The 25,895-nt window shown below is 41.3% G+C and carries 21 protein-coding genes; 8 read left to right on the forward strand and 13 right to left on the reverse strand.

Annotated features, from left to right (window positions below; translation table 11 throughout):
• Nucleotides 1-34: 34 nt before the first annotated feature.
• A complete protein-coding gene (locus AC1HJP_RS05580; RefSeq protein ID WP_480360903.1) occupies nt 35-1,369 on the reverse strand; it encodes a DUF1501 domain-containing protein in 1,335 nt (444 codons plus the stop codon).
• A 9-nt stretch (nt 1,370-1,378) separates the two neighbouring features.
• On the reverse strand, nt 1,379-3,406 hold the full coding sequence (locus tag AC1HJP_RS05585; RefSeq protein ID WP_480360905.1) for a DUF1800 domain-containing protein: 2,028 nt from the start codon (nt 3,404-3,406) through the stop codon (nt 1,379-1,381).
• Nucleotides 3,407-3,578: 172 nt separating this feature from the next.
• Here AC1HJP_RS05585 and rsmF point away from each other — a divergent pair, with 172 nt between their 5' ends.
• Nucleotides 3,579-5,021 carry a 16S rRNA (cytosine(1407)-C(5))-methyltransferase RsmF gene (gene rsmF, locus AC1HJP_RS05590; RefSeq protein ID WP_480361084.1) on the forward strand — a complete coding sequence of 481 codons (1,443 nt, stop codon included), beginning with the start codon at nt 3,579-3,581 and terminating at the stop codon, nt 5,019-5,021.
• A gap of 261 nt (nt 5,022-5,282) precedes the next feature.
• On the opposite strand, the gene AC1HJP_RS05595 is transcribed toward rsmF, so the two are convergent.
• Both AC1HJP_RS05595 and AC1HJP_RS05600 read right to left on the reverse strand, forming a co-directional pair.
• Nucleotides 5,283-6,785 (reverse strand): aldehyde dehydrogenase (NADP(+)), encoded by a 1,503-nt coding sequence (locus AC1HJP_RS05595; protein WP_480360907.1) that lies wholly within the window; start codon nt 6,783-6,785, stop codon nt 5,283-5,285.
• A gap of 61 nt (nt 6,786-6,846) precedes the next feature.
• On the reverse strand, nt 6,847-7,848 hold the full coding sequence (locus AC1HJP_RS05600) for a 4-hydroxyproline epimerase (RefSeq protein ID WP_480360909.1): 1,002 nt from the start codon (nt 7,846-7,848) through the stop codon (nt 6,847-6,849).
• A gap of 377 nt (nt 7,849-8,225) precedes the next feature.
• Between AC1HJP_RS05600 and AC1HJP_RS05605 the strand changes: the two genes are divergently transcribed.
• From AC1HJP_RS05605 to map, 4 genes are all read left to right on the forward strand, one after another.
• Nucleotides 8,226-9,467 (forward strand): NAD(P)/FAD-dependent oxidoreductase, encoded by a 1,242-nt coding sequence (locus AC1HJP_RS05605; protein WP_480360911.1) that lies wholly within the window; start codon nt 8,226-8,228, stop codon nt 9,465-9,467.
• 9 nt (nt 9,468-9,476) lie between these two features.
• Entirely contained in the window at nt 9,477-10,700 is a 1,224-nt protein-coding gene (locus AC1HJP_RS05610; protein WP_480360913.1) for a M24 family metallopeptidase, read from the forward strand.
• 114 nt (nt 10,701-10,814) lie between these two features.
• Entirely contained in the window at nt 10,815-11,018 is a 204-nt protein-coding gene (locus AC1HJP_RS05615) for a ParD-like family protein (RefSeq protein WP_138478613.1), read from the forward strand.
• Nucleotides 11,011-11,784: a type I methionyl aminopeptidase gene (map, locus tag AC1HJP_RS05620; RefSeq protein ID WP_480360916.1), complete on the forward strand. Its 774-nt coding sequence runs from the start codon at nt 11,011-11,013 to the stop codon at nt 11,782-11,784. The genes AC1HJP_RS05615 and map overlap by 8 nt, the downstream gene beginning before the upstream one ends.
• A gap of 108 nt (nt 11,785-11,892) precedes the next feature.
• Here map and sucD read toward each other — a convergent pair whose 3' ends face one another.
• From sucD to sdhC, 8 genes are all read right to left on the reverse strand, one after another.
• Nucleotides 11,893-12,765, reverse strand: a complete 873-nt coding sequence (gene sucD, locus AC1HJP_RS05625; protein ID WP_058029926.1) for a succinate--CoA ligase subunit alpha — start codon at nt 12,763-12,765, stop codon at nt 11,893-11,895.
• Entirely contained in the window at nt 12,765-13,931 is a 1,167-nt protein-coding gene (gene sucC, locus AC1HJP_RS05630; protein ID WP_058029927.1) for an ADP-forming succinate--CoA ligase subunit beta, read from the reverse strand. Before sucC ends, sucD begins: the two co-directional genes overlap by 1 nt.
• A 175-nt stretch (nt 13,932-14,106) precedes the next feature.
• Nucleotides 14,107-15,594 (reverse strand): 2-oxoglutarate dehydrogenase complex dihydrolipoyllysine-residue succinyltransferase, encoded by a 1,488-nt coding sequence (gene odhB / locus AC1HJP_RS05635; RefSeq protein WP_480360919.1) that lies wholly within the window; start codon nt 15,592-15,594, stop codon nt 14,107-14,109.
• 10 nt (nt 15,595-15,604) lie between these two features.
• The gene (locus AC1HJP_RS05640) at nt 15,605-18,418 is read right to left on the reverse strand and encodes a 2-oxoglutarate dehydrogenase E1 component (protein WP_480360921.1); all 2,814 of its coding nucleotides are present in this window, start codon (nt 18,416-18,418) and stop codon (nt 15,605-15,607) included.
• A gap of 84 nt (nt 18,419-18,502) precedes the next feature.
• Nucleotides 18,503-19,213, reverse strand: coding sequence for a succinate dehydrogenase iron-sulfur subunit (locus AC1HJP_RS05645; RefSeq protein WP_138478605.1), 711 nt, complete (start codon nt 19,211-19,213; stop codon nt 18,503-18,505).
• Nucleotides 19,214-19,222: 9 nt separating this feature from the next.
• Nucleotides 19,223-20,995 carry a succinate dehydrogenase flavoprotein subunit gene (sdhA, locus tag AC1HJP_RS05650; protein WP_480360923.1) on the reverse strand — a complete coding sequence of 591 codons (1,773 nt, stop codon included), beginning with the start codon at nt 20,993-20,995 and terminating at the stop codon, nt 19,223-19,225.
• Nucleotides 20,996-21,343 carry a succinate dehydrogenase, hydrophobic membrane anchor protein gene (gene sdhD / locus AC1HJP_RS05655; protein ID WP_480360925.1) on the reverse strand — a complete coding sequence of 116 codons (348 nt, stop codon included), beginning with the start codon at nt 21,341-21,343 and terminating at the stop codon, nt 20,996-20,998.
• Nucleotides 21,334-21,711, reverse strand: coding sequence for a succinate dehydrogenase, cytochrome b556 subunit (gene sdhC, locus AC1HJP_RS05660; RefSeq protein WP_404394853.1), 378 nt, complete (start codon nt 21,709-21,711; stop codon nt 21,334-21,336). Before sdhC ends, sdhD begins: the two co-directional genes overlap by 10 nt.
• A gap of 400 nt (nt 21,712-22,111) precedes the next feature.
• Here sdhC and AC1HJP_RS05665 point away from each other — a divergent pair, with 400 nt between their 5' ends.
• From AC1HJP_RS05665 to AC1HJP_RS05675, 3 genes are all read left to right on the forward strand, one after another.
• Complete coding sequence (locus tag AC1HJP_RS05665) at nt 22,112-23,398, forward strand: citrate synthase (RefSeq protein WP_480360927.1); 1,287 nt, start codon at nt 22,112-22,114, stop codon at nt 23,396-23,398.
• A gap of 80 nt (nt 23,399-23,478) precedes the next feature.
• Complete coding sequence (locus AC1HJP_RS05670) at nt 23,479-24,693, forward strand: aminotransferase class V-fold PLP-dependent enzyme (protein WP_480360929.1); 1,215 nt, start codon at nt 23,479-23,481, stop codon at nt 24,691-24,693.
• A 3-nt stretch (nt 24,694-24,696) separates the two neighbouring features.
• Nucleotides 24,697-25,101, forward strand: coding sequence for a SufE family protein (locus AC1HJP_RS05675; protein ID WP_480360931.1), 405 nt, complete (start codon nt 24,697-24,699; stop codon nt 25,099-25,101).
• Here AC1HJP_RS05675 and tcdA read toward each other — a convergent pair.
• A complete protein-coding gene (gene tcdA, locus AC1HJP_RS05680) occupies nt 25,098-25,895 on the reverse strand; it encodes a tRNA cyclic N6-threonylcarbamoyladenosine(37) synthase TcdA (protein WP_480360933.1) in 798 nt (265 codons plus the stop codon). The two genes, AC1HJP_RS05675 and tcdA, sit on opposite strands and share 4 nt — an antisense overlap.

The following is a 25,895-nucleotide window of genomic DNA, read 5'->3' on the forward strand; positions in this document are numbered from 1 at the left end:
AACCCAAACAATAATTGTATACAATATCCTTTTATTAACTTCGTATAAATGGCAAGGTATGCGAGTTAAAGTTGGATAAGTTTGGAAAAATATCAACCAATTCTGTGTTATCTAAACCAAACCACTGCGCCAAAGACGCAAAGTATTGCTCATTGGCAACTTGTGGGATCAAACGACCACCCCGCGTATCATTAGGGCCATCAAGATGTTGCGTCATCAGTGAACCATAAATTTCTCCGCCATTGACCGCGCCGCCCATAATGATTTGATTTCCCGCCCAACCATGATCAGTACCGTCACCATTCGACGTCAAAGTGCGGCCAAAGTCACTCATCGTAAATAAGGTTACATCATCGTTTGCATTGATGGATGACATAGCAGCATTGAACTCTGACAAAGACTGAGATAGAGCGCCTAATAATGCAGGATGAGTTGTGAGCTGATTATCATGTGTATCAAAGCCCCCCATACTCACAAAGTAAATTTGCCTTTTTGCATTGAGTGTTTCTCTAACTGAGATTGATTTAGCCACAGTATGCAGTTGTTGTGACAAACTACTATCAGAAAAATAACTGCTTAGATCTTCGCTGGACTCAATGGCGCTATTCATTGCTTCGGTATTTGTGATCGCTTTTTGCATTTTTATACCATATGCACTCGCTAGAGGATGGGTTGACTGGGCAAGCACCCTATTCATTATACTTTTTACATGGGCTGCGCGATTTCCAGTACCATTAATTGGGTTTATTTTACTGACACCACTTCTATGTAATGAGAATGGCGTTTGATTAACACTAGTTTGCCACGGATTGGTTCCCGCCAGTGAAATGTTGTTCACGAATGAACCACCTTGTTCTATTCGCTCTAATAGTCTTGCGCCCCAGCCACTGTTTAAAGATACTTTTTCTCTGCCATGCATCCAAGTAGCTTGCTGATCGTTATGAGAGAATAAATGCTTAGGAAGAGGCACACTTTCATTTTGATAGTCTGCTTTGCTAGTTGGCACAATCAAGCTGCCTACACCGGATATAAAAGCTAAATTTCTATTATCAAAAATATTTTTTATTGAACCCATAGCAGGGTGAAGACCTACTCCACCAGCAAATTCAGTAACGGGAGATAGTTGGAGTGCATCTGTCACCGCTAAGTTTTGCCGACTTGATTCATATAAAGTCCGCTGTTCGCCCTCTAAAGGCACCAACATATTTAGGGAATCATTGCCACCGAATAGAAATACACAGACAAGCGCTTTATGATCGTCAAAGCTATATGACAAAGATCCCTGAAAAGCCTGTAGTTGCAATTGAGTTAATGCGGCTACCGATACACCACCTTTCATACAATAAGATAAAAACTTTCTTCTATTCATGTCTGTCTCCTACTGCTGCAAGCTAAATTCAGGTGAAATTGAAATTAAATAAACAAGATTGGAAATACGTTGATAACTGTCGCGGCTTGCAAAAAACTCATCCATATCGATCAGTGCTTGTCTCATTTCTTGTGACATATTACCGGCGAAAAATAGCAAATCGTATTTATCTAAAACTGCACTCAGCCCATTCATATTGATTAAGTCGTGGTCTGCTTGCATATATAAATAAAGGCTGTTTTCATTTAATTGTTCATGACGCTCAGCCACACGCCAAACGAGATCTGCATAGTGCGTGTTAATAATACCGATTAACGCTGCGTCATTAGCGATTTGCAGTTCGGGAGCAACAAATTCAGTGCTTGCCAGTTCCCCAGGTTTAAAGTCAGGTCTAAAGAAGTTGAATACCGAAGGCGATTGCAAAGGGCCCTGACCATAAGTTGAGGATAAATTCCAAGTGTAATAACGGTTATTAAGGGTTTTAGCGTTAAAAACCCGCCAGAACTGCACAGTTTTGAGTAAAGGCTCTTTTATTTTGCCAAAATGGGCAAGCGGTGTTCCAAGACCTCTAGCTTCATTATCTAAATAAATCGCTTTCACTGTGGCAGCTAAATCTCCCTTTACCCCCTCACCATTATCATTGAATACCATAGCGACCCGCTCTACGTAACCTGGGCTTGGATTAGAAGTAATTAATCGTTGTATTAGCTGCTTTGAAATAAATGGTGCGACATTATCGTGATTAAGCAAATTATCTAACGCGATTTCTAGGCTTTGTTCCGCACTCGTATTTGCTGGAATAACCTCACCATTAAGCAATGTTTTTTCAGCGCTCGAGTGATAGTCTTCAAAAGCTTGCATTGGCAAAGTATAGTTTCTACTTGGTCTGCTCCATCTTGCGCTATATGCAAATGTCCAGCCTGTAAAGACTTTGGCAAACCCTTCAATTTCACTTTGCCCATAAGTTGGAATGATTTCACCACTCTCATCTAATTTATTCGAACCGTTTAGATTTAATTCGTTTAAACCTACTGTAAACAGCTGCATGACTTCACGCGCATAATTCTCATCAGGGCGAATATTGCGCTCAGGATCAGCTTTTTCATTTCCTAGGTGGCTTAGGTATACGCCCATTACAGGTGATAATGAGACTTGCTCTAATAAGTCTCTATAATTTCCGAAAGCGTGTTCAAGTAAAATGTCATAATAAGCAGCCATGCCTTCTGGCTCACCACTGAGTGATGTATTTAGATCTGAGACTACTAATATTTCACTCAGAGCAAATGCCACTCTCTGCCTTAACTGATCTTCTGCGTTTAAACTTGCTTTCCACCAAGCATCAATACGATTGATTTGATTGGGCTCATCACGGTCTGGATAATTTTCGACGAGTGGACTGTGATACGTAATCGGGAGGTTAATTTGATCATCAAGCCATTGTTCGTAACTTTTACCTGTAACTGCCAGAATTTCATTGTAAGTCGGTCCAAGACTTGCCTGATGGAGAAGCCTTGAAGCTTGTGCCTCGTTCATATCCTTCAATACTGAAAATCTAACTTCTTGTTGTGCGGAGAGACCAGCTGAATTGGTGACTGTCACTAAGAAATGATACTTTTCATCTAAAGCTGTAGAATTGTTAGAAGCAGTAAATTCTAACGAATCAGTCGTTGTCAGTGCGATGTCTGGTCCTGATAATTGTTCCCATGCAAAGCTAACTTGTTGTGTGTCTTGCTCTGATACCTCGACCTTAACTTTGACTATTTCACCTTGTTTGAAGGTATCTGAATCTATTTTTATGGCAATAACAGGTGCTTTTGCTTCATCACTACTATCATTATCAGAATCGTTGTCTGAATTCTGGTCAGACTCATCGCTAGAGTCATCACTAGAACCGTCCCCATCAGAACCTGAGCTATTTCCGTTATCAGAATCAGCTATTGCAGGTTGCTCTGGTGCTGGCTCTTCAGATTTCGATCCGCCACCACACCCTGTTATCAAGGAGGCAATCAGTATTAAATAAACGTACCTAATGGTCATGTGTAATTATTCCAACTCGAACAATAAACAAACTTTAGTACTAACCGACACATGTTGAAATACGAATATTTGAGTAAATTTAGATTTTTACGCTAAACATCTTTTTTATTTGAAAGAAATTTAACCTTTAAATGATAAAATCATGTCAAAAGCAATTTTGCTAGAGACTACATTGAATAAATCTACCCACATTCCACAGAATTTCATCGACGATGTAAAAACCTATTTGCCTAACAGCTTAAGTATTGAATCTTTCATTGAGTATTGCCAAAAACCGCTTAGGCGCTCAGTCAGAGTGAATACATTGAAAATGACAGTTACTGATTTTAAGCAGTATTGTTCATCGAATAATTGGATAATTGAAGCTGTTCCTTGGTGTGACACAGGTTTTTGGCTTGAGCGAAGTGCTGAAGAGGAAGAGACCCTTCCTCTTGGCAGCACTGATATTCATTTAAGTGGTGGTATTTATGTTCAAGAAGCCAGCTCAATGTTGCCACCTATGGCACTTAAATCAAGTTTAAAAGAAGACGACATAGTCCTAGATATGGCTGCTGCCCCCGGGTCAAAAACATCGCAAATAGCTGCAATGATGTATAACCAAGGAATTTTGGTTGCGAACGAGCTTTCATCTTCACGACTAAAAGTACTTGCTGCCAATATGAAGCGTATGGGCGTGCATAACTGTGCTCTGTCTCATTTTGACGGTGCTGTTTTTGGCGATTATATGTTTGAGTGTTTCGATAACATTCAGCTTGATGCACCTTGTTCTGGTGAAGGCACAGTCAGAAAAGATGCTGATGCTTTGAAAAATTGGTCTGTTGAGTCAAATATTGATATTGCCAATGTACAAAAACAACTTATCAAGAGCGCATTCTTTGCTCTGAAACCTGGAGGCTCTTTAATTTACTCCACTTGTACACTCACGCCTGTTGAAAACCAAACGGTTTGTCAGTATCTGCTTGACCAATTTGGCGAGAGCGTTGAAATAGAACCATTAAATGCACTGTTTGAAAATGCAGATAAAGCCTGTACTTCAGAAGGCTATTTGCATGTGTGGCCTCAGATTTTTGACAGCGAAGGCTTTTTCATCGCTAAATTTAAAAAATTAAAATCGGTTGATAACCCGAATTTAAAAACCAAAAAAGGCGCTTTCCCGTTTTCACCAGCTGATAAAAAGTTAACACAAGCCTTTATGTCAGCAATCAAAAAACAATTCGGTATTAAATCACTACCTGGTGAGCTGACAGTTCGAGACAAAGAGCTTTGGCTTTTTCCTGAACGGTTCTCTGAAATTGAAAACAAGATCAAATATTCTCGTATTGGGATCAAGTTAGGCACAACCCATAAAAATGGCGTACGACTTGAACATGAATTTGCAACAGCACTAGGGCAACTTGCAGAAAATAACACCTATGCGCTGACACAATCACAAGCGGCAGATTATTATCAAGGCAAGGATATTCGACTTGAAACAGTTACCAACCATAGTGGTGAGGTTATTTTAACCCTTTGTGGTTCGCCAATAGGGTTGGGGAAATGGCAAAAAAATAAAATTAAAAACTCATTACCTAGGGATTTGGTTATGAATAATAGAGTTATTGAATGGTCGCGTTAGCAGTCGAATTCAGTTTTTAGACTAAATTCTTATAAGCATATATACCACTGATTATTATGGATTTTATTTTATGTTGTTTATTTGTAGTTTTTGTTAAGAGTTAACTACAATTAAATTACTTTCTTACTTCTCCCTGATTGTTAGAAAGGTGTTTTAAGTTAACGCATTGGCTCAAATGAGCCGTCCCCTAAGCCCAGAGTAACCTGTACTCTGGGTCTTTTTTTGCATTAAATATGCGAATAAAGCAATACAATACTTAGATTACATCGCACTTTGACGACATATTGGACGTAAAAAACGTTGAATCGCATTCAAGCCAACTGAGGTTGAACGTACATCTGTTGAAGATGGGAATGGACCACCATGGTTCATTGATGCACAAACTTCAACGCCTGTAGGCATTTGATTCTCAATTAAACGCCCTACTTTGTATTGTAGATCTTCACTTAGATCAGACGCAGACGCCAAATCACCGACCGTGCCATGGATTGATGCAGTTAACTGACCCTCTAGAGCGTCAACCAAGGTTTCTAGCTGAGCAAAAGAGTCGTAGGTCACCAACATCGCAGCAGGACCAAATACCTCTTCATGTAATGATGGTGTATTCAAGTAGGTGTCGATATCCGTTTTAAAGATATGGACATTTGCATGAAACGCTTCAGATAATTCTGCCACTGCCAATAGCTCTACACCTTCAATAGCTGATCGCTCAACCATAGCTTGTTTGAAACTATTCAGAATATTTGGGGATAATAAAGTATCTGAACTGCTTGCAGCCACAGTTTTCTTAACACTTTCTAGTAGCGCATCTGAGTTATTTGGCACTAACCAAAGACCTGGACTGGTACAAAACTGGCCATTACCCATCAGCATTGAATTACATAAATTCGCACCAAGTTCTTCGCCATTTTGTTCTGCCATTTCTGGTAACACAAACTGCGGGTTGATACTGCCTAATTCACCATAGAATGGAATAGCTTCTTTACGAGTATTAATCGTGTCGATTAATTTACTCGCTACAGACATTGAGCCTGTGAAACCAACAGCTTTAATCGGCTCTGCTGCAACAAGTGCATGTGCCATGTCGTATTTCTTCGCTTGGATCATTGAAAATACGCCTTTTGGCATATCACATTTCTCAATGGCTTTTTCAATAGCACGGGTCATTAACTCGCTGGTTGCTGGGTGCGCAGTATGGCTCTTCATAACAACTGGGCAACCTGCTGCAAGTGCTGATGCTGTATCACCACCTAGCGTCGAAAACGCATAAGGGAAGTTTGAAGCCCCGAAAACAGCAACAACACCAACAGGAATAAAATCAAGTTGGGTGCGCGGCTTAGCTAACGGTGCACGTACAGGATCTGCCTCGTCTAATACACTTAGGTTAACAATGCCGTTTTGGCTTTGCTCTAAACCTTGTGCAAAAGCACGTAACTGACTCATAGTACGACCGCGTTCACCTTGTAAACGGGCAAACGGCAAGTTTGTCTCTTCGTGAGTCACCTCTAGTAGTTGATCACCAAGGGCTTCTATTTCATCTGCAATAGCATGTAAGAATGTTGCACGCTCAATAAGAGAAGTCTTTCTATAAACTTTAAATGCTTTTTCAGCTTCATTGATCGCTGTTGCAAGCATGTCTTGGCTTGCTTCGAAAAACTGAGTATCGATTGGCTCATGGCGCTTTGGTGAAAAGGCATGAAATACTGATGCGTCCGCATCCTTTAACCATTCACCTGCGATAAAACTTGCACCGCTAATTTCCATCTTTTTCTCCTCAATGAAAAAACCAGCTACTAATTGCTGGTTTTAGTCTAGTTTAAATTTGTTATACAACTTGAAAGCCAAAAGCATACGGGTCACTATCATCCACGCTAATGTTGCTAGTGCCCGTTACTTTCGACCATCCTTTGATACTTGGTAGAATTGCTGTTTTACCCGCTACTTCCGTAACACCTTCGATGCAACCTACGAACTGGCTGCCGATGTAACTTTCGTGTACAAAATCTTCACCCGGCTGTAATTTACCTTTGGCAAATAACTGCGCCATTCTTGCGCTGGTGCCTGTGCCACAAGGCGATCTGTCTATGGCTTTATCACCATAGAAAACCGCATTGGCTGCGCTTGATTCTGCGTGCTTTGGTTTGCCAGTCCAAAGAAGATGCGACGCACCTTTTACGGTTGGATCTTCAGGGTGCACGCACTCAAGCAAATCATTGATTGCTGTTCGAACAAGCGGGCTATATTTAAGAATTTCTGCGGCAGACCAGTTTTCAATACCCGGGAAGTTTTCCTGTGGCTCGACAATAATGTAGTAGTTACCACCATAAGAAATGTCTACCTTTAACTTGCCCAGCTCTGGCACTTCAACTTCAATATTTTCATAGGCTAAAAAAGCTGGCACATTGAATATTTTTACCCACTCAACTTTTCCATCAACCATTGAATACTCGGCATTTACACGCCCTGCTGGCGTATCTAGCTTTAATTTACCAGGTTCTTTTGGGTGCATCTGAGCGTTTTCAAGTGCAAACGTTACAGTGCCTATGGTGCCGTGACCACACATAGGTAAACAGCCTGAGGTTTCAACAAATAAAATCGCCGCATCGCCATCAACGGTTGTTGGTGGATAAATAAATGAACCTGACATCATATCGTGGCCGCGCGGTTCAAACATCAGTGATTGACGGATCCAATCAAACTCAGCAAGAAAATGCTGACGTTTTTCGCTCATAGTCTCACCCTTAAGATATGGGTGACCACTGGTAATTAAGCGTACTGGGTTGCCGCAAGTGTGGCCATCGATACAAGAAAATGTCCCTTTACGCATATTAATAACCCTGTTTGCCTAAGCTAAGAACCGTATTCGTGTTCACAGCATTGTGGAGTTGATTCGTAAAACTTTCATTTAATTGCGGAGCAACTACTGAATACTGAACTTGGCAATTAATGTTCATTGTCTTTCCTCTTTACCTTTTATGGTTTACATCTTAAGCATATTGTATACAATGTTCAATATTCCACTGTGTATTTTTCTTTAAAAGTTTTTATCGGTCTGAAGACATATTGACATTTAAAAGATTAAACAACTGAAAGTATTAATAAAAACTAACAGTTTGAAGACGAACTAAGTTTTCTATGCAAACTAAAAAATAGAGACATGCAATATCTTGAAATAAGGCTTTCAAGGTATTTTGGAGACAATCGATGCAAGAAAAGCAACATATTGCTGTTATCGGCGCTGGGATCATTGGGCTTTGCAATGCGAAAAGTCTGACTGATGCTGGCTTTTCAGTGACATTATTTGATGAGCACGGTATTGCAGAAAAATGTTCGAAAGGTAACGCCGGTCACTTTGCTACTGAACAAGTTTTCCCACTCGCACAAGCGAGTTTATTACCCAAACTTCCTAGTATGTTGTTAAATCCAAAGGGCGCTTTAAGAATAGATTGGTTATATCTATTCAAAGCCTTACCTTGGTTCACTCGCTTCTTAATCAATATGTCTAAATCAAAATTTAGTGCGCATACCAAAGCACTTAGACAATTAAACGAAGCCTCACTACCTGCCTATAAAAATTTATTAGGTGAAGAAAACTTCGAAAAGTTGATCCATGTAGATGGCAGCCTACTGAGCTTTGAACATGAAGATTTTAAATTGGCTGCGACAATGGCTGAATCATTTCGAGCAAATGGCGTTGCAGTTAAACACTTAAAAGGTGATGAGATTTTTGAGTTAGAGCCAAGCCTAACCAAAAACATTAAGCAAGCGTTATATTTTTCAGATGTTGGCCACAGCGTTGACCCATATGACTTATGCCAAGCCATTTATAAAATGTCAGAGGCTCAGGGCTTAGTATTTAAAAATGATAAAGTGACACGAATTATCCCGAACAATAATGGGGTGATGATAGAGCTCGCATCAGGCGCCAAACATCAGTTTGCTAAAGTGGTAGTTTCGACCGGCGCTTGGAGTAAACCTTTAGCAAAACAACTTGGTTTTAAAGTACCGATAGATACTGAGCGTGGTTACCATGCCATGATTGATAATTCGACTAGTTTGCAACGCCCAGTTGCCTCAGCCGATAGACAATTCATTATTACCCCTATGAAGCAGGGACTTAGACTAGCTGGAACCGTAGAGTTTGCAGGACTAGAAGCAACTGAAAACATGACAAGAGCAACCATGCTTTTAGATCACGCTAAAGCGCTTGTAAACGGTATCGAAAAACAAACTGTTAAAACCACGTGGATGGGTCATCGCCCTTCTCTTCCTGATTCATTACCTGTATTAAATACAGCACCCAATAATAAAAATATTGTATTTGCTTTTGGTCATCAACATTTGGGTCTGACCCAAGCGGCAATTACAGCACAAATTGTCTCACAACTTTGCTTAGGTGAGAAAACTAGCATAGATTTAACCCCTTACAGAATAGACAGATTCTAGGAGCAAAATATGAAGCCATTAGGCGTTGGTACGAAAACCAAACAAGAAGCTTTAGAGTCATTACAAAATATGACTCATGACTTAAAGCCAATTAGCATCGAAGAATACCAGCAGCGTATTGAAAAAGCACAGCGCTATATGCAAGACAACGATATTGCAGCTTTATATTTGAATGCAGGCACTAATTTAAAATATTTTACCGGTATGCAGTGGTATGCCAGTGAGCGTATGGTTGGTGCTATTTTACCCGCAAAAGGTGATGTGCAATTCATCGCACCTTATTTTGAAATTGGCACACTATTAGACTATCAAGTCGTTGAAGGTCCAATTCACGGCTGGCAAGAAGAACAGAGCCCTTACCAATTATTCTTAAGCGTGCTTGAACAGCATGGCATTGGCTCTGATGCTAGAGTTGCCATTGATGAAAGCGCGGCATTTTTTATTTTTGATGGCGTTCGCAACCTTGCTCCTTCTCTTGACCTAATTAACGGTAAGGAAGTTACAGCACATTGTCGAATGCATAAATCAGACAACGAATTGAAGCTTATTCAACGTGCTATGGACATGACTTTAGAAGTTCATAAAGCAACGGCGAGTATGTTACATGAAGGGGTCAGCACGACTGAAGTTGAAGCCTTCATAAATGAAGCTCATAAAAAAGTGGGCGCACCATCCGGAAACTATTTCGTGATTGTACTGTTTGGTAAAGCAAGCTCGTTTCCTCATGGTGTGAAAGACCCACAAACTTTAAAAGAAGGTGATGTGGTTCTAATTGATACTGGCTGTAAAGTACATGATTACCTATCGGATATTACACGCACATTTGTATTTGGTGATGCTACAGAGCGCCAAAGAGCAATGTGGCAACATGAGAAGAATGCGCAAGCTGCTGCATTTGAAGCGGCACAAATCGGTAATACATGTGGTGACGTTGATAAAGCAGCAAGAGATTATTTAGCATCAGTAGATCTTGGTCCTGATTATCAAACACCGGGGTGTCCGCACAGAACTGGCCACGGTATCGGCTTAGATATTCATGAATGGCCTTATCTAGTAAAGAATAACCCGCAACTATTAGCACCAGGCATGTGCTTTAGTAACGAGCCTATGCTAGTGATCCCTGATGAGTTTGGTATTCGCCTAGAAGATCACTTCTATATGACGGAAAACGGTCCTAAATGGTTTACTGAGCCAAGTCATAGTATTGATGACCCATTTGGATTGGGAAAATAGCAAAAGTTAAAAAAGCATTTTAGATGTAATGTTAAGCAAACCAAAGGAAGCATACGCTTCCTTTTTTTATTTTACGATATACAATGTACATATGTTTTATATATGGAATATATAGTGGGTATTGTAAAAATTTCAGATGAACTACACGAAGAAATTCGTACGACGTCTTCAGTTATGTCTCGCTCTATCAACTCACAAGCCGAATTTTGGATAAAAATCGGTCGCTTATGCGAAATGCATCCTGACAAAACATTTAACGAGTTAATTCAACAAGAGCTCATGTTACAGCGACAAAAAGAGGCGTCACTGAATGAATGAAGTAACAATCAAATCGGTAGATGAAATAGCACTGATGAGAGAATCAGGCAAGCTGCTCGCCCAAGTATTTAAAATGTTGGATGATTTCATCAAACCAGGAGTTTCAACGCTCGATATAGATTCGCAAGTTGAAAACTATATCATTAATGAATTAAAGGCGCGCCCGGCTTCAAAAGGACAATACGGCTATCAGTATTGTCTAAATAGCTCAATTAACGAAGTAGTCTGTCACGGCGTACCTAGTGCAAGCCAGATTTTAAAAAGTACTGATATCGTCAATATAGACATTACCTTAGAGAAAAATGGTTTTATCACAGACTCAAGCAAAATGTATGTCATGCCAGATGCTAAACCTGATGCCAGGGCACTGGTCAATGTCACAACTGAGGCGATGTGGTTAGGTATAAAAACCGTAAAGCCAGGTGCAAAGCTAGGAGATATTGGATTTGCAATACAGAATTATGTGAGTAAATTTGGCTACACGGTTGTAAAAGAGTATTGCGGCCACGGTATAGGCCGAGAAATGCATGAAGAGCCAAATGTTTTACACTATGGCCGCGCTAACACTGGCCTAACTTTAAAAGAAGGCATGACTTTCACCATTGAACCTATGATCAACCAAGGCACAGCTCGCGTTAAAACAAAGAAAGATGGTTGGACTGTAGTGACTAAAGACAGAAAACTTTCAGCACAAGCTGAACACACTATTCTTGTCACAAGAGACGGTTTTGAAGTACTCACACTGCGCGAAGAAGAACAAATTTAAGTTTTTATTTTACACTTCTAGCTTCTAGCTTCTAGCTTCTAGCTTCTAGCTATCGAAATTTAAATACAAAAAAGGCTCCCTAAGGAGCCTTTTTTAAGCAAGGTTAGATTACCAACCCGCTTTTTCTTTAAGTGCAACACCGATGTCAGCTAGTGAACGAACAGTCTTAACACCTGCAGCTTCTAGTGCAGCGAACTTCTCGTCAGCTGTACCTTTACCACCAGAGATAATTGCACCAGCGTGGCCCATGCGCTTACCTGGAGGAGCTGTAACACCAGCGATGTAAGAAACAACTGGCTTAGTTACGTTGTGCTTGATGTATTCTGCTGCTTCTTCTTCAGCAGTACCACCGATCTCACCGATCATTACGATAGCTTCAGTTTGCTCGTCTTTCTCGAACATCTCAAGTACGTCGATGAAGTTAGTACCTGGGATTGGGTCACCACCGATACCAACACATGTTGATTGGCCGAAACCAGCGTCAGTTGTTTGCTTAACTGCTTCGTAAGTAAGCGTACCAGAACGTGATACGATACCTACTTTACCTGGCTTGTGGATGTGACCAGGCATGATACCGATTTTAGTTTCACCTGGAGTGATAACACCTGGGCAGTTAGGACCGATCATACGAACGCCAGTTTGCTCAAGCTTCTCTTTCACGTCAACCATGTCTAGTGTAGGGATACCTTCAGTGATACAAACGATTAACTGGATACCAGCATCGATTGCTTCTAAGATAGCATCTTTACAGAATGCAGCTGGAACGTAGATTACTGATGCTGTTGCGCCAGTAGTTTCTACAGCTTCACGTACAGTGTTGAATACAGGAAGACCTAGGTGAGTTGTACCACCTTTACCTGGAGAAACACCACCAACCATCTGTGTACCGTACTGGATCGCTTGCTCTGAGTGGAAAGTACCTTGACCACCAGTGAAACCTTGACAGATTACTTTAGTATCTTTGTTAATTAAAACAGACATTATTTGCCCTCCGCAGCAGCAACTACTTTCTCAGCAGCGTCAGTTAGAGACTCAGCTGCAATGATGTCAAGATCAGAGTTAGCAAGAACTTCACGACCTAGTTCAGAGTTAGTACCTTCTAGACGTACAACAACTGGTACGTTTACACCAACTTCTTTAACAGCGCCAATGATACCTTCTGCGATCATGTCACAACGTACGATACCACCGAAGATGTTAACTAGAACTGCTTTAACATTGTCATCAGAAAGGATGATCTTGAATGCTTCAGCAACACGCTCTTTAGTAGCGCCGCCACCAACATCTAGGAAGTTAGCTGGCTTACCACCGTGTAGGTTTACGATGTCCATAGTACCCATTGCAAGGCCTGCACCGTTAACCATACAACCGACGTTACCGTCTAGAGCAACGTAGTTTAGCTCGAAGCTTGCTGCGTGAGCTTCACGCGCGTCTTCTTGTGAAGGATCGTGGAATTCACGGATCTTAGGCTGACGGAATAATGCGTTACCGTCTACACCGATTTTACCGTCTAGACAGTGAAGGTTACCAGCGTCTGTGATTACTAGAGGGTTGATTTCAAGAAGTGCGAAATCGTGATCGATGAACATGTTCGCAAGACCTAAGAAGATCTTAGTGAACTGTTTGATTTGTGCAGGAGTTAGACCTAGCTTGAAGCCTAGCTCACGACCTTGGTATGCCTGAGGGCCTACAAGTGGATCGATTTCTGCTTTGTGAATTAGTTCAGGTGTTTCTTCAGCAACTTGCTCGATTTCAACACCACCTTCAGTTGAAGCCATGAACACGATTTTACGTGAAGCACGGTCTACAACAGCACCTAGGTATAATTCATTTGCAATATCAGTGCAGCTTTCTACTAAGATTTTAGCAACTGGCTGACCTTTTTCGTCTGTTTGGTAAGTTACTAAGTTTTTACCTAACCAGTTTTCTGCGAATGCGCGGATTTCGTCTTTGCTGTCAGCTAGTTTTACACCGCCAGCTTTACCACGTCCACCTGCGTGCACTTGACATTTAACAACCCACTTGTCACCACCGATTTTACCAGCAGCTTCAACTGCTTCTTGTGGTGTATCACAAGCGAAACCTTCAGATACAGGTAAACCATAGTCGGCAAAAAGTTGTTTTGCCTGATACTCATGCAAATTCATGATGCTTTATCCAATTTCTTATACTATTAAAGCTATCTACATTTCATAAATAGCTATCCCAAATTGCGCCCCTAGTATAGATCCCAAGGCTAAGTATGAAAACCCTAGTTAGACCAAAGCCGCAAAAAAAAAGCTGTATGATGTGTCATACAGCTTAATATCTAAACAATAACGATTATACGTCTAGAAGAAGACGAGTTGGATCTTCAAGAAGTTCCTTAATTGTAACCAAGAAGCCTACTGATTCTTTACCATCGATTTGACGGTGGTCATAAGAAAGCGCTAGGTACATCATAGGTAAAATTTCAACTTTACCATTTACAGCCATTGGGCGTTCTTGGATTTTGTGCATACCAAGAATTGAAGACTGAGGTAAGTTGATGATAGGTGTAGAAAGTAATGAACCGAATACACCACCATTTGTGATTGTGAAGTTACCGCCTGTCATATCGTCAACAGTTAGTTTACCGTCACGACCTTTAAGCGCTAATTCGCGAATACCCTTTTCGATTTCAGCCACTGAAAGCTTGTCGCAGTCACGAAGTACTGGTGTAACTAGACCACGTGGTGTAGAAACCGCGATGCTGATATCAAAATAGTTGTGGTAAACAATGTCATCACCGTCGATTGACGCATTTACTTCAGGGAAACGCTTAAGTGCTTCAGTTACTGCTTTCACATAGAAAGACATGAAACCTAAACGGATACCGTGACGCTCTTCAAATACATCTTTGTATTGCTTACGAAGATCCATGATTGGCTTCATGTTCACTTCGTTGAACGTAGTAAGCATTGCCGTTGAGTTCTTAGCTTCAAGAAGACGGTTAGCAATTGTCTTACGTAGACGTGTCATAGGTACACGTTTCTGTGAACGGTCACCTAAAGGTGCTGCAGGTGCAGATGCTGCTGGTGTTGAAGCTGGCTTAGCCGCTGGTGCTTTAAGGAACGCATCAACATCTTCTTTAGTGATACGACCGCCTTTACCAGAACCTTTGATCTGTGAAGCGTCAAGGCCTTTTTCAGCGATTAAACGACGAACTGAAGGTGTTAATACGTCTGAAGACTCATCAGAAGCTGGTGCAGCTTCAGCAGCAGGTGCCGCCGCTGGAGCAGAAGCGCCAACAACGATATTACCAATCACTTGTTCGCCAAGTACAGTTTCACCTTCAGCATGGATCTGCTCACCCATCACACCGTCTTCAGGTGCAACAACTTCTAGTACAACCTTGTCTGTTTCAATATCAACAAGGTTCTGGTCACGGCTTACCGCTTCACCAGGTTGAACATGCCAAGTTGCAATTGTAGCGTCTGCTACTGATTCTGGAAGTACAGGTACTTTAATTTCCACGTCTTTACCTTCTGTTGCTGCAGCAGCTACTGGTGCAGCTTGTTCATTTGATTGTTGAGCTGGTGCAGCAGCTTCGCCAGCAGCACCAAGTTGAGCAATCACTTGCTCGCCTAATACAGTTGCGCCTTCATCTTCAGAGATAGATACAATTACACCATCTTCTGGTGCAACTACCTCTAGAACAACTTTGTCAGTTTCGATGTCAACTAAGTTTTGGTCGCGTGATACAGCGTCACCAACTTTAACATGCCAAGTCGCGACAGTAGCGTCTGCTACTGACTCAGGAAGAACTGGAACCTTAATTTCGGTTGTCATCTCTTATCCCTTATTTCTTAATTGTTAATGCGTCAGCAACTAACGCGTTTTGTTCTTTAGTATGAGTAGACATATAACCACATGCTGGAGCAGCTGAAGCCTTACGTCCTGCGTAAGAAAGATTTGCACCTGCTGGGATTGCTTCCCAGAAGTGGTGTTGAGAACAATACCAAGCACCTTGGTTTTGTGGCTCTTCTTGACACCAAACGAAATCTTTAACATGTTGATAGCGAGACATGATGTCTTCCATTTCCTGATGAGGGAATGGATATAGCTGTTCAACACGAACAATAGCAACATTGTTTAATTCAAGCTTACGACGCTCTTGTAGTAGTTCGTAATAAACTTTACCACTACAGAAAACCACTCTTTCAACATTTTCAGGATTGATATCGTCAATCTCGTCAATCATGTTGTGGAAAACACCTTCCGAAAGCTCTTCTAGAGAAGAAACAGCTAGAGGATGACGTAATAGTGACTTAGGTGTCATTACAATCAATGGACGACGTAAAGGACGAACAGATTGACGACGAAGCATTGCATAAACTTGAGCTGGTGTTGAAGGAACACACACCTGCATATTATGATCAGCACATAGTTGTAGGTAACGCTCTAAACGTGCAGAACTGTGCTCTGGACCTTGACCTTCATAGCCATGAGGTAGAAGCATAGTTAAACCGCATAAACGACCCCACTTTTGCTCACCTGAGCTTAAGAACTGGTCAAATACAACCTGAGCACCGTTAGCAAAGTCACCAAACTGCGCTTCCCAAAGAACAAGTGAAGTAGGCTCTGCTGTTGCATAACCATATTCAAACGCTAATACAGCTTCTTCAGATAAAACTGAATCGTAAACTTCAAATGCGCCCTGACCTTCACGGATATTCTGTAGAGGTAGGTAAACAGATGCATCTTCTTGGTTGTGAACAACAGCATGACGGTGGAAGAAAGTACCACGGCCAGAATCCTGACCTGTCATACGGACGTCTGTGCCTTCATCTACTAAAGTTGCATACGCTAAAGATTCAGCCATACCCCAGTCTAGTAATTTATCACCGCTTGCCATTGCTTTACGGTCGTCATAAATTTTCTTAACACGAGACTGTGCTTTGTGGTTTTCTGGATATACAGCAAGCACATTACCAAGCTCTTTCAGCTTCTCAACAGATAATTTAGGATCGTAAGCTACATCCCAATCATGGCCTACAAACTTAGACCAATCAGACGAGTGCTTAGTTTCTTCTTTAACTTCTTCAACAACGCATACACCGTTGTCTAAGCCATTACGGTATTCATTCGCAAGCGCTTTTGACTCATCAGCAGAAATCACACCTTCAGCAGCGAGTTTGTCTGCATAAAGCTGACGAGGAACTGGGTGCTTTTTGATCTTCTGATACATTAATGGCTGAGTTGCATTAGGTTCATCTGCTTCATTGTGACCGTGACGACGGTAACAAACTAAGTCAATAACAACATCGCGCTTAAACTGATTGCGGAAATCAAGCGCTAGTTGAGTTACAAACGCAACAGCTTCTGGATCATCCGAATTCACGTGGAAAATTGGCGCCTGAACCATCTTAGCAATGTCAGTACAATAGTCTGTTGAACGCACATCTTCTTGCTTAGACGTTGTGAAACCTACTTGGTTGTTTACAACGATTCTAACTGTACCACCAACACCAAATGCACGTGTTTGCGATAAGTTGAATGTTTCCTGAACAACACCTTGACCAGCAATTGCAGAGTCACCGTGGATAGTAATAGGCAGTGCTTTAGAACCATTCTTACAACCTAAACGGTCAAGACGTGCTCTTACTGACCCCATCACTACAGGATTAACGATTTCAAGGTGAGATGGGTTGAATGCAAGCGCCATATGAACATCACCACCGTTGGTCGCGAAGTCAGACGAATAACCCATGTGATACTTAACATCACCCGAACCTGCTAGTTCACCGTATTTACCAGCAAACTCATCGAAAAGAACCTGTGGATTTTTACCTAGTACGTTTACAAGAACGTTCAAGCGACCACGGTGTGCCATACCAATTACAGCTTCTTCTTGGCCGCTTTCACCTGCACGATGAATAAGCTCTTTAAGCATAGGTACTAATGCATCACCACCTTCTAAAGAGAAGCGTTTTGCACCAGGGAATTTTGCACCTAAATACTTTTCAAGACCATCAGCTGCAATTAGACCTTTAAGAATTCTAAGTTTAGTTTCTTTGCTAAATTGAGGCTGTGAGAAGGTAGATTCTAAACGTTTTTGTAACCAACGTTTTTCTTCTGTAGAAGTGATATGCATGTATTCAGCACCAACAGAACCACAATAAGTGGTTTTCAAGGCTGCATACAAGTCTTTTAGTTTCATTGTATCTTTGCCACAAGCAAAAGAGCCAACGTTAAATTCTTTGTCTAAGTCAGCATTGTCTAGATCATGGTAAGATAAATCTAGATCTCTAACACGTTCACGTTGCCACAAACCTAACGGATCAAGGTTTGCATTTTGATGGCCTCGGAATCTAAACGCATTGATAAGCTGTAGTACACGTACTTGTTTAGCATCTGTAGTACCAGCTGCTGCAACAACTACTTCTCTGTGTTTGTTTTTCGCAAGTTCAGCAAATTGTGCTTTCACTTCTGAATGTTTTACATCAACATCCACACCATCAACTTTAGGAAGTTGATCAAACACTTCACGCCATTCTTCTGGCACAGAAGTCGCATCGTCTAGATACGCTTCATAAAGCTCTTCTACATAAGCTACGTTTCCGCCATATAAATGCGAAGATTCTAGCCATGCCTTCATCACACCTTCGTGCATTAATTAGCCCTTTTTATTCGCGCAGAAATTAAACTAAAAACAAGATGGCATCTGCAGATGCCATCTTGTGGATTTAACTATGGATTAAACCGAACGATTTAACAACATAGATTTAATCTGACCAATGGCTTTAGTTGGATTTAAGCCTTTTGGACATACGCTTACACAGTTCATGATACTGTGACAGCGGAATACGCTAAATGCATCATCTAAATCTTTCAGACGCTCTTCAGTTGCAGTATCACGGCTATCCGCTAAGAAACGGTAAGCGTGTAATAGACCTGCAGGACCGATGAACTTATCTGGATTCCACCAGAATGAAGGACAAGATGTTGAACAACAAGCACATAAAATACACTCATAAAGACCATCAAGCTTTTCACGATCTTCAACAGTTTGAAGACGTTCAATACCACCTGTTGGCTTATCATTAATTAAGAAAGGTTTAACTTTCTCATATTGAGTGTAGAACTGAGTCATGTCGATAACAAGGTCACGAATGACTGGTAAACCTGGTAAAGGACGTAAAATTACTTTGTTGCCCTTTAATGCAGATAACGGAGTAATACATGCAAGGCCGTTTTTGCCGTTCATGTTTAAACCATCAGAGCCACATACACCTTCACGGCAAGAGCGACGGAAAGAAAGTGTTGGATCTTGCTCTTTTAATAATAAAAGTGCATCCAAAACCATCATATCACGGCCTTCTTCTACCTCGAGTTTATAATCCTGCATACGTGGCGCATTGTCCACATCAGGGTTATAACGATAAACAGAAAATTCTAATGTTGCCATCGTTAACTCCTAGTAAGTACGTGCTTTAGGTGGGAATGCTTCACGCGTAGTCGGCGCAAAGTTTACATCACGTTTAGTCATCACATCTGACTCTGGGTGATGTAATGAGTGACATAGCCAGTTTGCATCGTCACGCTCTGGGAAGTCAAAGCGAGAGTGAGCACCACGGCTTTCAGTACGGAAGTTTGCAGCTACTGCTGTAGAGTATGCAGTTTCCATAAGGTTGTCTAACTCAAGACATTCGATACGTTGTGTATTGAAGTCTGACGACTTATCGTCAAGACGCGCATGCTTAAGACGCTCACGAATAGCTTTAAGCTGCTCAAGACCTTCAGCCATTGAGTCACCTTCACGGAATACCGAGAAGTTAAGCTGCATACACTCTTGTAAATCTTTCTTGATTTGCGCTGGATCTTCACCTTTACCAGGTTCAGAGTTTTCCCATCGGTTGAAACGAGCAAATGCTTCGTCAATGTTATCTTGCGTCGCATCACCTGTAGACTCGAAGTCTTTTAGGTAAGTACCTAGGAAGTTACCTGCTGCACGACCGAATACAACAAGGTCAAGTAGTGAGTTACCACCTAAGCGGTTTGCACCGTGTACAGATACACATGCAATCTCACCAACTGCGAATAGACCTTCAACAATGCGCTCGTCACCGTTTTCATTCACGTTTAGTACTTGACCATTTACGTTAGTCGGTACACCACCCATCATGTAGTGACATGTTGGGATTACTGGAATTGGCTCTTCTGCAGGGTCAACGTGTGCGAATGTCTTTGATAGATCACAAACACCAGGAAGACGTAGGTTAAGCATTTCAGCACCAAGGTGATCAAGCTTAAGTTTGATGTGTGGACCCCAAGGACCTTCACAACCACGACCTTCACGAATTTCTGTCATCATTGCACGTGCAACAACGTCACGACCTGCTAAATCTTTAGCGTTTGGCGCATAACGTTCCATGAAGCGTTCGCCGTCTTTGTTTAGAAGGTAACCACCTTCACCACGACAACCTTCAGTTACAAGTGTACCTGCGCCAGCGATACCCGTTGGGTGGAACTGCCACATTTCCATGTCTTGCATAGGAATGCCAGCACGAACTGCCATACCAACACCGTCACCAGTGTTAATGTGTGCATTCGTTGTAGACGCATAAATACGACCAGCACCACCTGTTGCAAGCACAACAGCTTTTGATTTGAAGTAAACAACTTCACCTGTTTCAATACAGATGGCTGTTACACCAACAACGTCATCTTTGTCATTTTTAACAAGGTCTAACGCATACCACTCAGAGAATACGTTTGTTTTGTTTTTAACGTTTTGTTGATAAAGACAGTGAAGAAGTGCGTGACCTGTACGGTCAGCTGCAGCTGCTGTACGTGCAGCCTGTTCGCCACCAAAGTTTTTAGATTGACCACCAAATGGACGTTGGTAAACACGGCCGTTCTCAAAACGAGAGAAAGGTAGACCCATGTTTTCAAGTTCTGTGATAGCTTCAGGACCTGTCTTAGTCATGTATTCGATAGCGTCTTGGTCACCGATGTAATCAGAACCTTTAACAGTATCGTACATGTGCCATTCCCAGTTATCTTCATGAGAATTACCAAGAGCAACTGTAATACCACCTTGCGCAGACACTGTGTGCGAACGTGTTGGGAATACTTTAGAGATCAGAGCACAGCTTTTGCCTGATTCAGAAATCGCTAGAGCAGCACGCATACCAGCACCGCCGGCACCTACTACTACTGCATCAAATTCACGAACATTATATTTCACTTAAACACCCCATAAAACGAATAGACCAATTGCTACGTAAGCAAAGGCCATAAGGTTTAATACGAAACCTAAAACTGAACGCAACGCAGATGCTTTTACATAGTCTGTTAGCACTTGCCAAAGACCAATGCGAGTGTGAACCATAATGCACACTAAAGTAATAAACGTTGCTGCTTTAACGAAAAGGTTTGAGAATAAACCCGTCCAAGCTTCATAAGTAAGTTCAGGGGTAAGGAATAAATAACCAACGATAAAGAATGCATATGCTGCAATGATTAACGCGGTAGCACGTAATGATACATAATCTTGTACACCATCACGCTTCAGAGTTGCTTGATTTAAGACCATATCCACACTCCAGCTAGAATTGCAACGATTACCCAAAGTGCAATCGCAATTTTAGCGCTGCTATTGCCCGATTCTAATTCTTCCCAGTGACCCATATCTTGGATCATGTGGCGAATACCACCGATAAGGTGATATGAAAGCGCCGCGAAGGTGCCCCATGCAATGAATTTTGCAATAAAGCCAGTGAATAGCTCTTTTACAAATTCAAACCCTTCAGGAGAAGAAAGAGACTCAGACCAAGCCCAGATAACAAAAGTTAAAGCAATGAACAATGCCACACCCGTAATACGGTGAAGGATTGATGCTTTAGCAGTTGCTGGCATAGATATAGTCGTAAGATCTAGATTTACAGGTCTTTGCTTTTTCACAGTTACTTGCCCATCTTGCCCACATAAGGAGCTTCATCTACTTGTTTTTATAAAACCATTTATACCGAATGTATAAATGACACACTCTAAGTAAACCTTTTTTACAACAGAAACGAATTTCTGTTGTAAAAATAGGTTTACCCACAGACGACATGGTATTAAACCGCATACAGTATATAAGGCCGTGAGTGCTTTTACAATTCTTGTTTAGATTGAGAAGCTTGCGAATTAGCCAATGGTATAATATTTAAACTTGAGTAGAATATTTATTATCCATTTTTGCATAATCCTTAGAAAAATTGACTTTATACCCCAGTTATACGTTAAAATGATCTGAATTTGCTTAACATTAGTATCACAACATAACAATCGACATTGTTATTTCATAGGAGATAAATAGATGGCAGATAAAAAAGCCACAGTCCATATTGATGGTCATGATCCAATCGAACTTCCAATTTACTCTGGCACAGCTGGTCAAGACGTAATTGACGTTCGTACCTTAGGCGCTCACGGCCACTTCACATATGACCCAGGTTTTATGTCTACTGGCTCTTGTGAGTCATCTATTACCTACATCGATGGTGGCAAAGGTGTTCTACTTCACCGTGGTTACCCTATCGAGCAGTTAGCTGAAAACTCAAACTACATCGAGTTATGCTACTTACTTCTTAACGGTGAACTTCCTACAGAAGAACAACACGCTGAGTTTGCTGAAGAAATCACAACCAACACTATGATGCACGAGAAGATTGCTGCTTTCTTCCAAGGTTTCCGTGTAGATTCACACCCAATGGCTATGCTATGTGGTGTTGTTGGTGCACTTTCTTCATTCTACCACGACGATTTAGACATCTCAGATGCTGAGCAGCGTCACCGTAGTGCGGTTAAACTAATCGCTAAGCTGCCTACGATTGCGGCTATGTGTTACAAGTACAACATCGGTCAACCATTCGTTTACCCACGTAACGACCTAAGCTACGCTGAAAACTTCCTACACATGATGTTCTCAGTACCGGCTGAAAAGTATGAAGTAAGCCCAGTTCTTGCTAAAGCAATGGACCGTATTTTCATGCTTCACGCTGATCACGAGCAAAACGCTTCGACATCTACTGTTCGCCTTGCTGGTTCTTCTGGTGCTAACCCGTATGCGTGTATCGCTGCTGGTATCGCGTCACTATGGGGTCCGGCTCATGGTGGTGCAAACGAAGCATGTTTGAACATGTTAGAAGAGATCGGTTCAGTTGATCGCATTGACGAGTATGTTGCTAAAGCGAAAGACAAGAACGACCCATTCCGTCTAATGGGCTTCGGTCACCGCGTTTACAAAAACTTCGACCCTCGTGCAACAGTAATGCGTGAAACTTGTCACCAAGTACTTGAAGAGCTAAACATTCAAGATCCGCTACTAGACGTTGCGATGCGTCTAGAGCAAATTGCCCTTGAAGACCCATACTTCATCGAGAAGAAACTATATCCTAACGTAGATTTCTACTCAGGCATCATTCTTAAAGCGATTGGTATCCCAACAAGTATGTTTACTGTGATCTTTGCAATGTCTCGTACAGTTGGTTGGATCTCACACTGGGATGAGATGCTATCACAAGCTGGTCACAAAATTGGTCGTCCTCGTCAGCTTTACACTGGCTACACACAGCGTGACTACAAAGCAAAATCTGAAAGATAATGCTTTAACATTCAAAAAAGGCCGCACTCGCGGCCTTTTTTATTGTTATAATTTGCGAAATTTTACTTAATCTTTTTAGTATGTGCACTATCTCTGAACTAAGACAACAGTTTCCTATCTTGAATTCAAAGAATGAAGACCCTTTTATCTATCTCGATTCAGGTGCAACGAGCCAAAAACCACAACAAGTTATCAAGGCTATAGATTCTTTTTATCGCGAGCAAAATGCAAATGTACACCGAGGTTTACACACGCTAAGCGCCGAAGCCACCTCAGCATTTGAGCAAGCCCGTGAAAAAGTCGCTAAGTTTTTAAATGTTCAGAGTAAAGAAATTGTTTGGACGGCAGGTGCGACAGATAGTATTAATATTATTGCTAATGGTATTAAAGCTCAGCTAAGCCAAGATGAGGTAATATGTGTATCGGCTTTGGAACATCACGCAAACATCGTACCTTGGCAAGAATTATGTAAAGAAAGAGGATGTCTTCTTAAAGTTTTACCTGTCACAGAATCAGGGATTTTAGATCTAAAATCATCTGTTGACCTAATTTTCGAATATAAACCAAAAATTGTTGCCATAAGTCATGCTTCAAATGCCTTAGGAAATATTCAACCTGTAGAGAAAATTATTGAAGCAGCACGTAAAGTTGAGGCAATAACGGTTCTAGATGGCGCACAAGCCTTTATGCACCTTCGTCCTGATCTTCGTAAACTTGACTGCGACTTTTATGTATTTTCTGCACATAAAGCACTAGGACCGACTGGATTAGGAGTTTTGTATGGTAAATATGACCAATTAAATGCGCTTAATCCTTTAAGATTCGGTGGAGAAATGATCAAAGAAGTCTCTTTTGAAAAGACATCATTTCAAGATGCGCCAAGCAAGTTTGAGGCAGGTACTCCAAATATTTCAGCTGTCATTGGTTTTTCTGCTGCACTCGATTTTTTAAATTTAATTGATTACAAAAAATTACAACAATACGAGCAAGGGCTTTATCACTACTTGCTAACTAAATTGCGCAGCATTAATGGCGTTATCATTTATGGTGATACTGAAAATAACATCGGCACAATAAGCTTTAGATATAAAAATGAACACCATTTTGACTTGGCTACTTTGCTTAATGGCTATGGCGTAGCCATACGTAGCGGGCACCACTGTACACAGCCTTTAATGAAGGCGCTCGATATTGACGGTACAATCCGTGTAAGCCTGGCCTTTTATAATAATCGTGACGATATTGATGCATTTATTCACGCATTAAAAGAGTCCATTGACCTACTTGAAATCTAAAGAATGACGTATAAAGAATTTAAAGAAAAACTGTCTGATTTAAAATCTTGGCAATTAATGTACCGAGAAATCATGTTGCTCGGTAAGAGCTTACCAGAAATGCCTGAGCTACTAAAAACTGACGATGTTTTGATTAAAGGCTGTGAAAGTAAAGTCTGGCTGAGAGTTGAATTGAGTGATGATCAAATTCTTGTGCTGATTGGTGATTCTGACACGCGCATCGTCAAAGGTCTGATGGGACTAATTATGCTTATGCACCAAGGTAAAACGCCTGAGCAAAGCTTAAGTATTAATACATATGATGAATTCGAACAATTAGGCTTGATCAAACATTTAAGCCCATCAAGAGGCAATGGTATCAAAGCCATTGCTGATACCATTCAAGAGAAAGTAAAACAGTGGCATTAAGCCGCCACTGTTTTTTTCTTTTTTTCTAAATATTTTTTTATCGCTTTGGATGAAGCGAAAAAGCCAAAACTGGCTGTGACCATAGTCGCAGAGCCAAACCCTGTCGCGCAGTCCATGTTCTTTGCGCCTTCAGTGCCCTGCTTTGCTAAACAAACTTCACCATCAGCTGTGGGATAAGCCAATTGCTCAGTTGAATATACACAGTCCACCGCAAACTTACGCTTAGGATTCGTGGTGAAGTTATACTTCTTGCGCAATAAGTAACGTACTTTAGCTAGTAACGGGTCTTGTGTCGTTTTTGCCACATCACCATATAAAATCTGACTTGGATCGATTTGGCCACCTGCGCCACCCGTAGTGATAACTGGGATCTTGTTTCTTTTGCAGTGCGCGATCAACGCTGCTTTTTCATTTACCGCATCGATACAGTCAATAACATAATCAAAGCCAGTAATATATTCACGAATGTTCTCCAGCGTTAAAAAATCATCAATCAGTTGAACATCGCATTCTGGATTGATTTGTTTAATACGCGCAGCCATAGCCTCAATTTTTTGCTCACCCACAGAGTCAGTTAGTGCATGGATCTGTCGGTTAATATTGGTCACACAAATATCATCCATATCAATCAAGGTGATTTTACCAACACCTGTACGCGCTAGAGACTCTGCAACCCAGCTCCCGACACCGCCAATGCCTATAACACAAAAATGTGCTTCACCTAGCCAAGTTAAGGCTTGTGCACCATATAAACGGCCGATGCCACCAAATCGTAATTGTTGCTCTTCTGTCAT

The organism is Pseudoalteromonas sp. NFXS53 (genome assembly GCF_056629255.1).

Coding starts and splice junctions, on each gene's coding strand:
- sucC (WP_058029927.1), bottom strand. CDS start 13,931: ATGAATTTGCATGAGTATCAGGCAAAACAACTTTTTGCCGACTATGGT.
- AC1HJP_RS05640 (WP_480360921.1), bottom strand. CDS start 18,418: ATGCACGAAGGTGTGATGAAGGCATGGCTAGAATCTTCGCATTTATAT.
- AC1HJP_RS05585 (WP_480360905.1), bottom strand. CDS start 3,406: ATGACCATTAGGTACGTTTATTTAATACTGATTGCCTCCTTGATAACA.
- AC1HJP_RS05580 (WP_480360903.1), bottom strand. CDS start 1,369: ATGAATAGAAGAAAGTTTTTATCTTATTGTATGAAAGGTGGTGTATCG.
- AC1HJP_RS05665 (WP_480360927.1), top strand. CDS start 22,112: ATGGCAGATAAAAAAGCCACAGTCCATATTGATGGTCATGATCCAATC.
- AC1HJP_RS05670 (WP_480360929.1), top strand. CDS start 23,479: ATGTGCACTATCTCTGAACTAAGACAACAGTTTCCTATCTTGAATTCA.
- AC1HJP_RS05610 (WP_480360913.1), top strand. CDS start 9,477: ATGAAGCCATTAGGCGTTGGTACGAAAACCAAACAAGAAGCTTTAGAG.
- odhB (WP_480360919.1), bottom strand. CDS start 15,594: ATGACAACCGAAATTAAGGTTCCAGTTCTTCCTGAGTCAGTAGCAGAC.
- AC1HJP_RS05600 (WP_480360909.1), bottom strand. CDS start 7,848: ATGCGTAAAGGGACATTTTCTTGTATCGATGGCCACACTTGCGGCAAC.
- map (WP_480360916.1), top strand. CDS start 11,011: ATGAATGAAGTAACAATCAAATCGGTAGATGAAATAGCACTGATGAGA.
- AC1HJP_RS05645 (WP_138478605.1), bottom strand. CDS start 19,213: ATGGCAACATTAGAATTTTCTGTTTATCGTTATAACCCTGATGTGGAC.
- AC1HJP_RS05595 (WP_480360907.1), bottom strand. CDS start 6,785: ATGGAAATTAGCGGTGCAAGTTTTATCGCAGGTGAATGGTTAAAGGAT.
- AC1HJP_RS05675 (WP_480360931.1), top strand. CDS start 24,697: ATGACGTATAAAGAATTTAAAGAAAAACTGTCTGATTTAAAATCTTGG.
- sucD (WP_058029926.1), bottom strand. CDS start 12,765: ATGTCTGTTTTAATTAACAAAGATACTAAAGTAATCTGTCAAGGTTTC.
- AC1HJP_RS05605 (WP_480360911.1), top strand. CDS start 8,226: ATGCAAGAAAAGCAACATATTGCTGTTATCGGCGCTGGGATCATTGGG.
- sdhD (WP_480360925.1), bottom strand. CDS start 21,343: ATGGTCTTAAATCAAGCAACTCTGAAGCGTGATGGTGTACAAGATTAT.
- tcdA (WP_480360933.1), bottom strand. CDS start 25,895: ATGACAGAAGAGCAACAATTACGATTTGGTGGCATCGGCCGTTTATAT.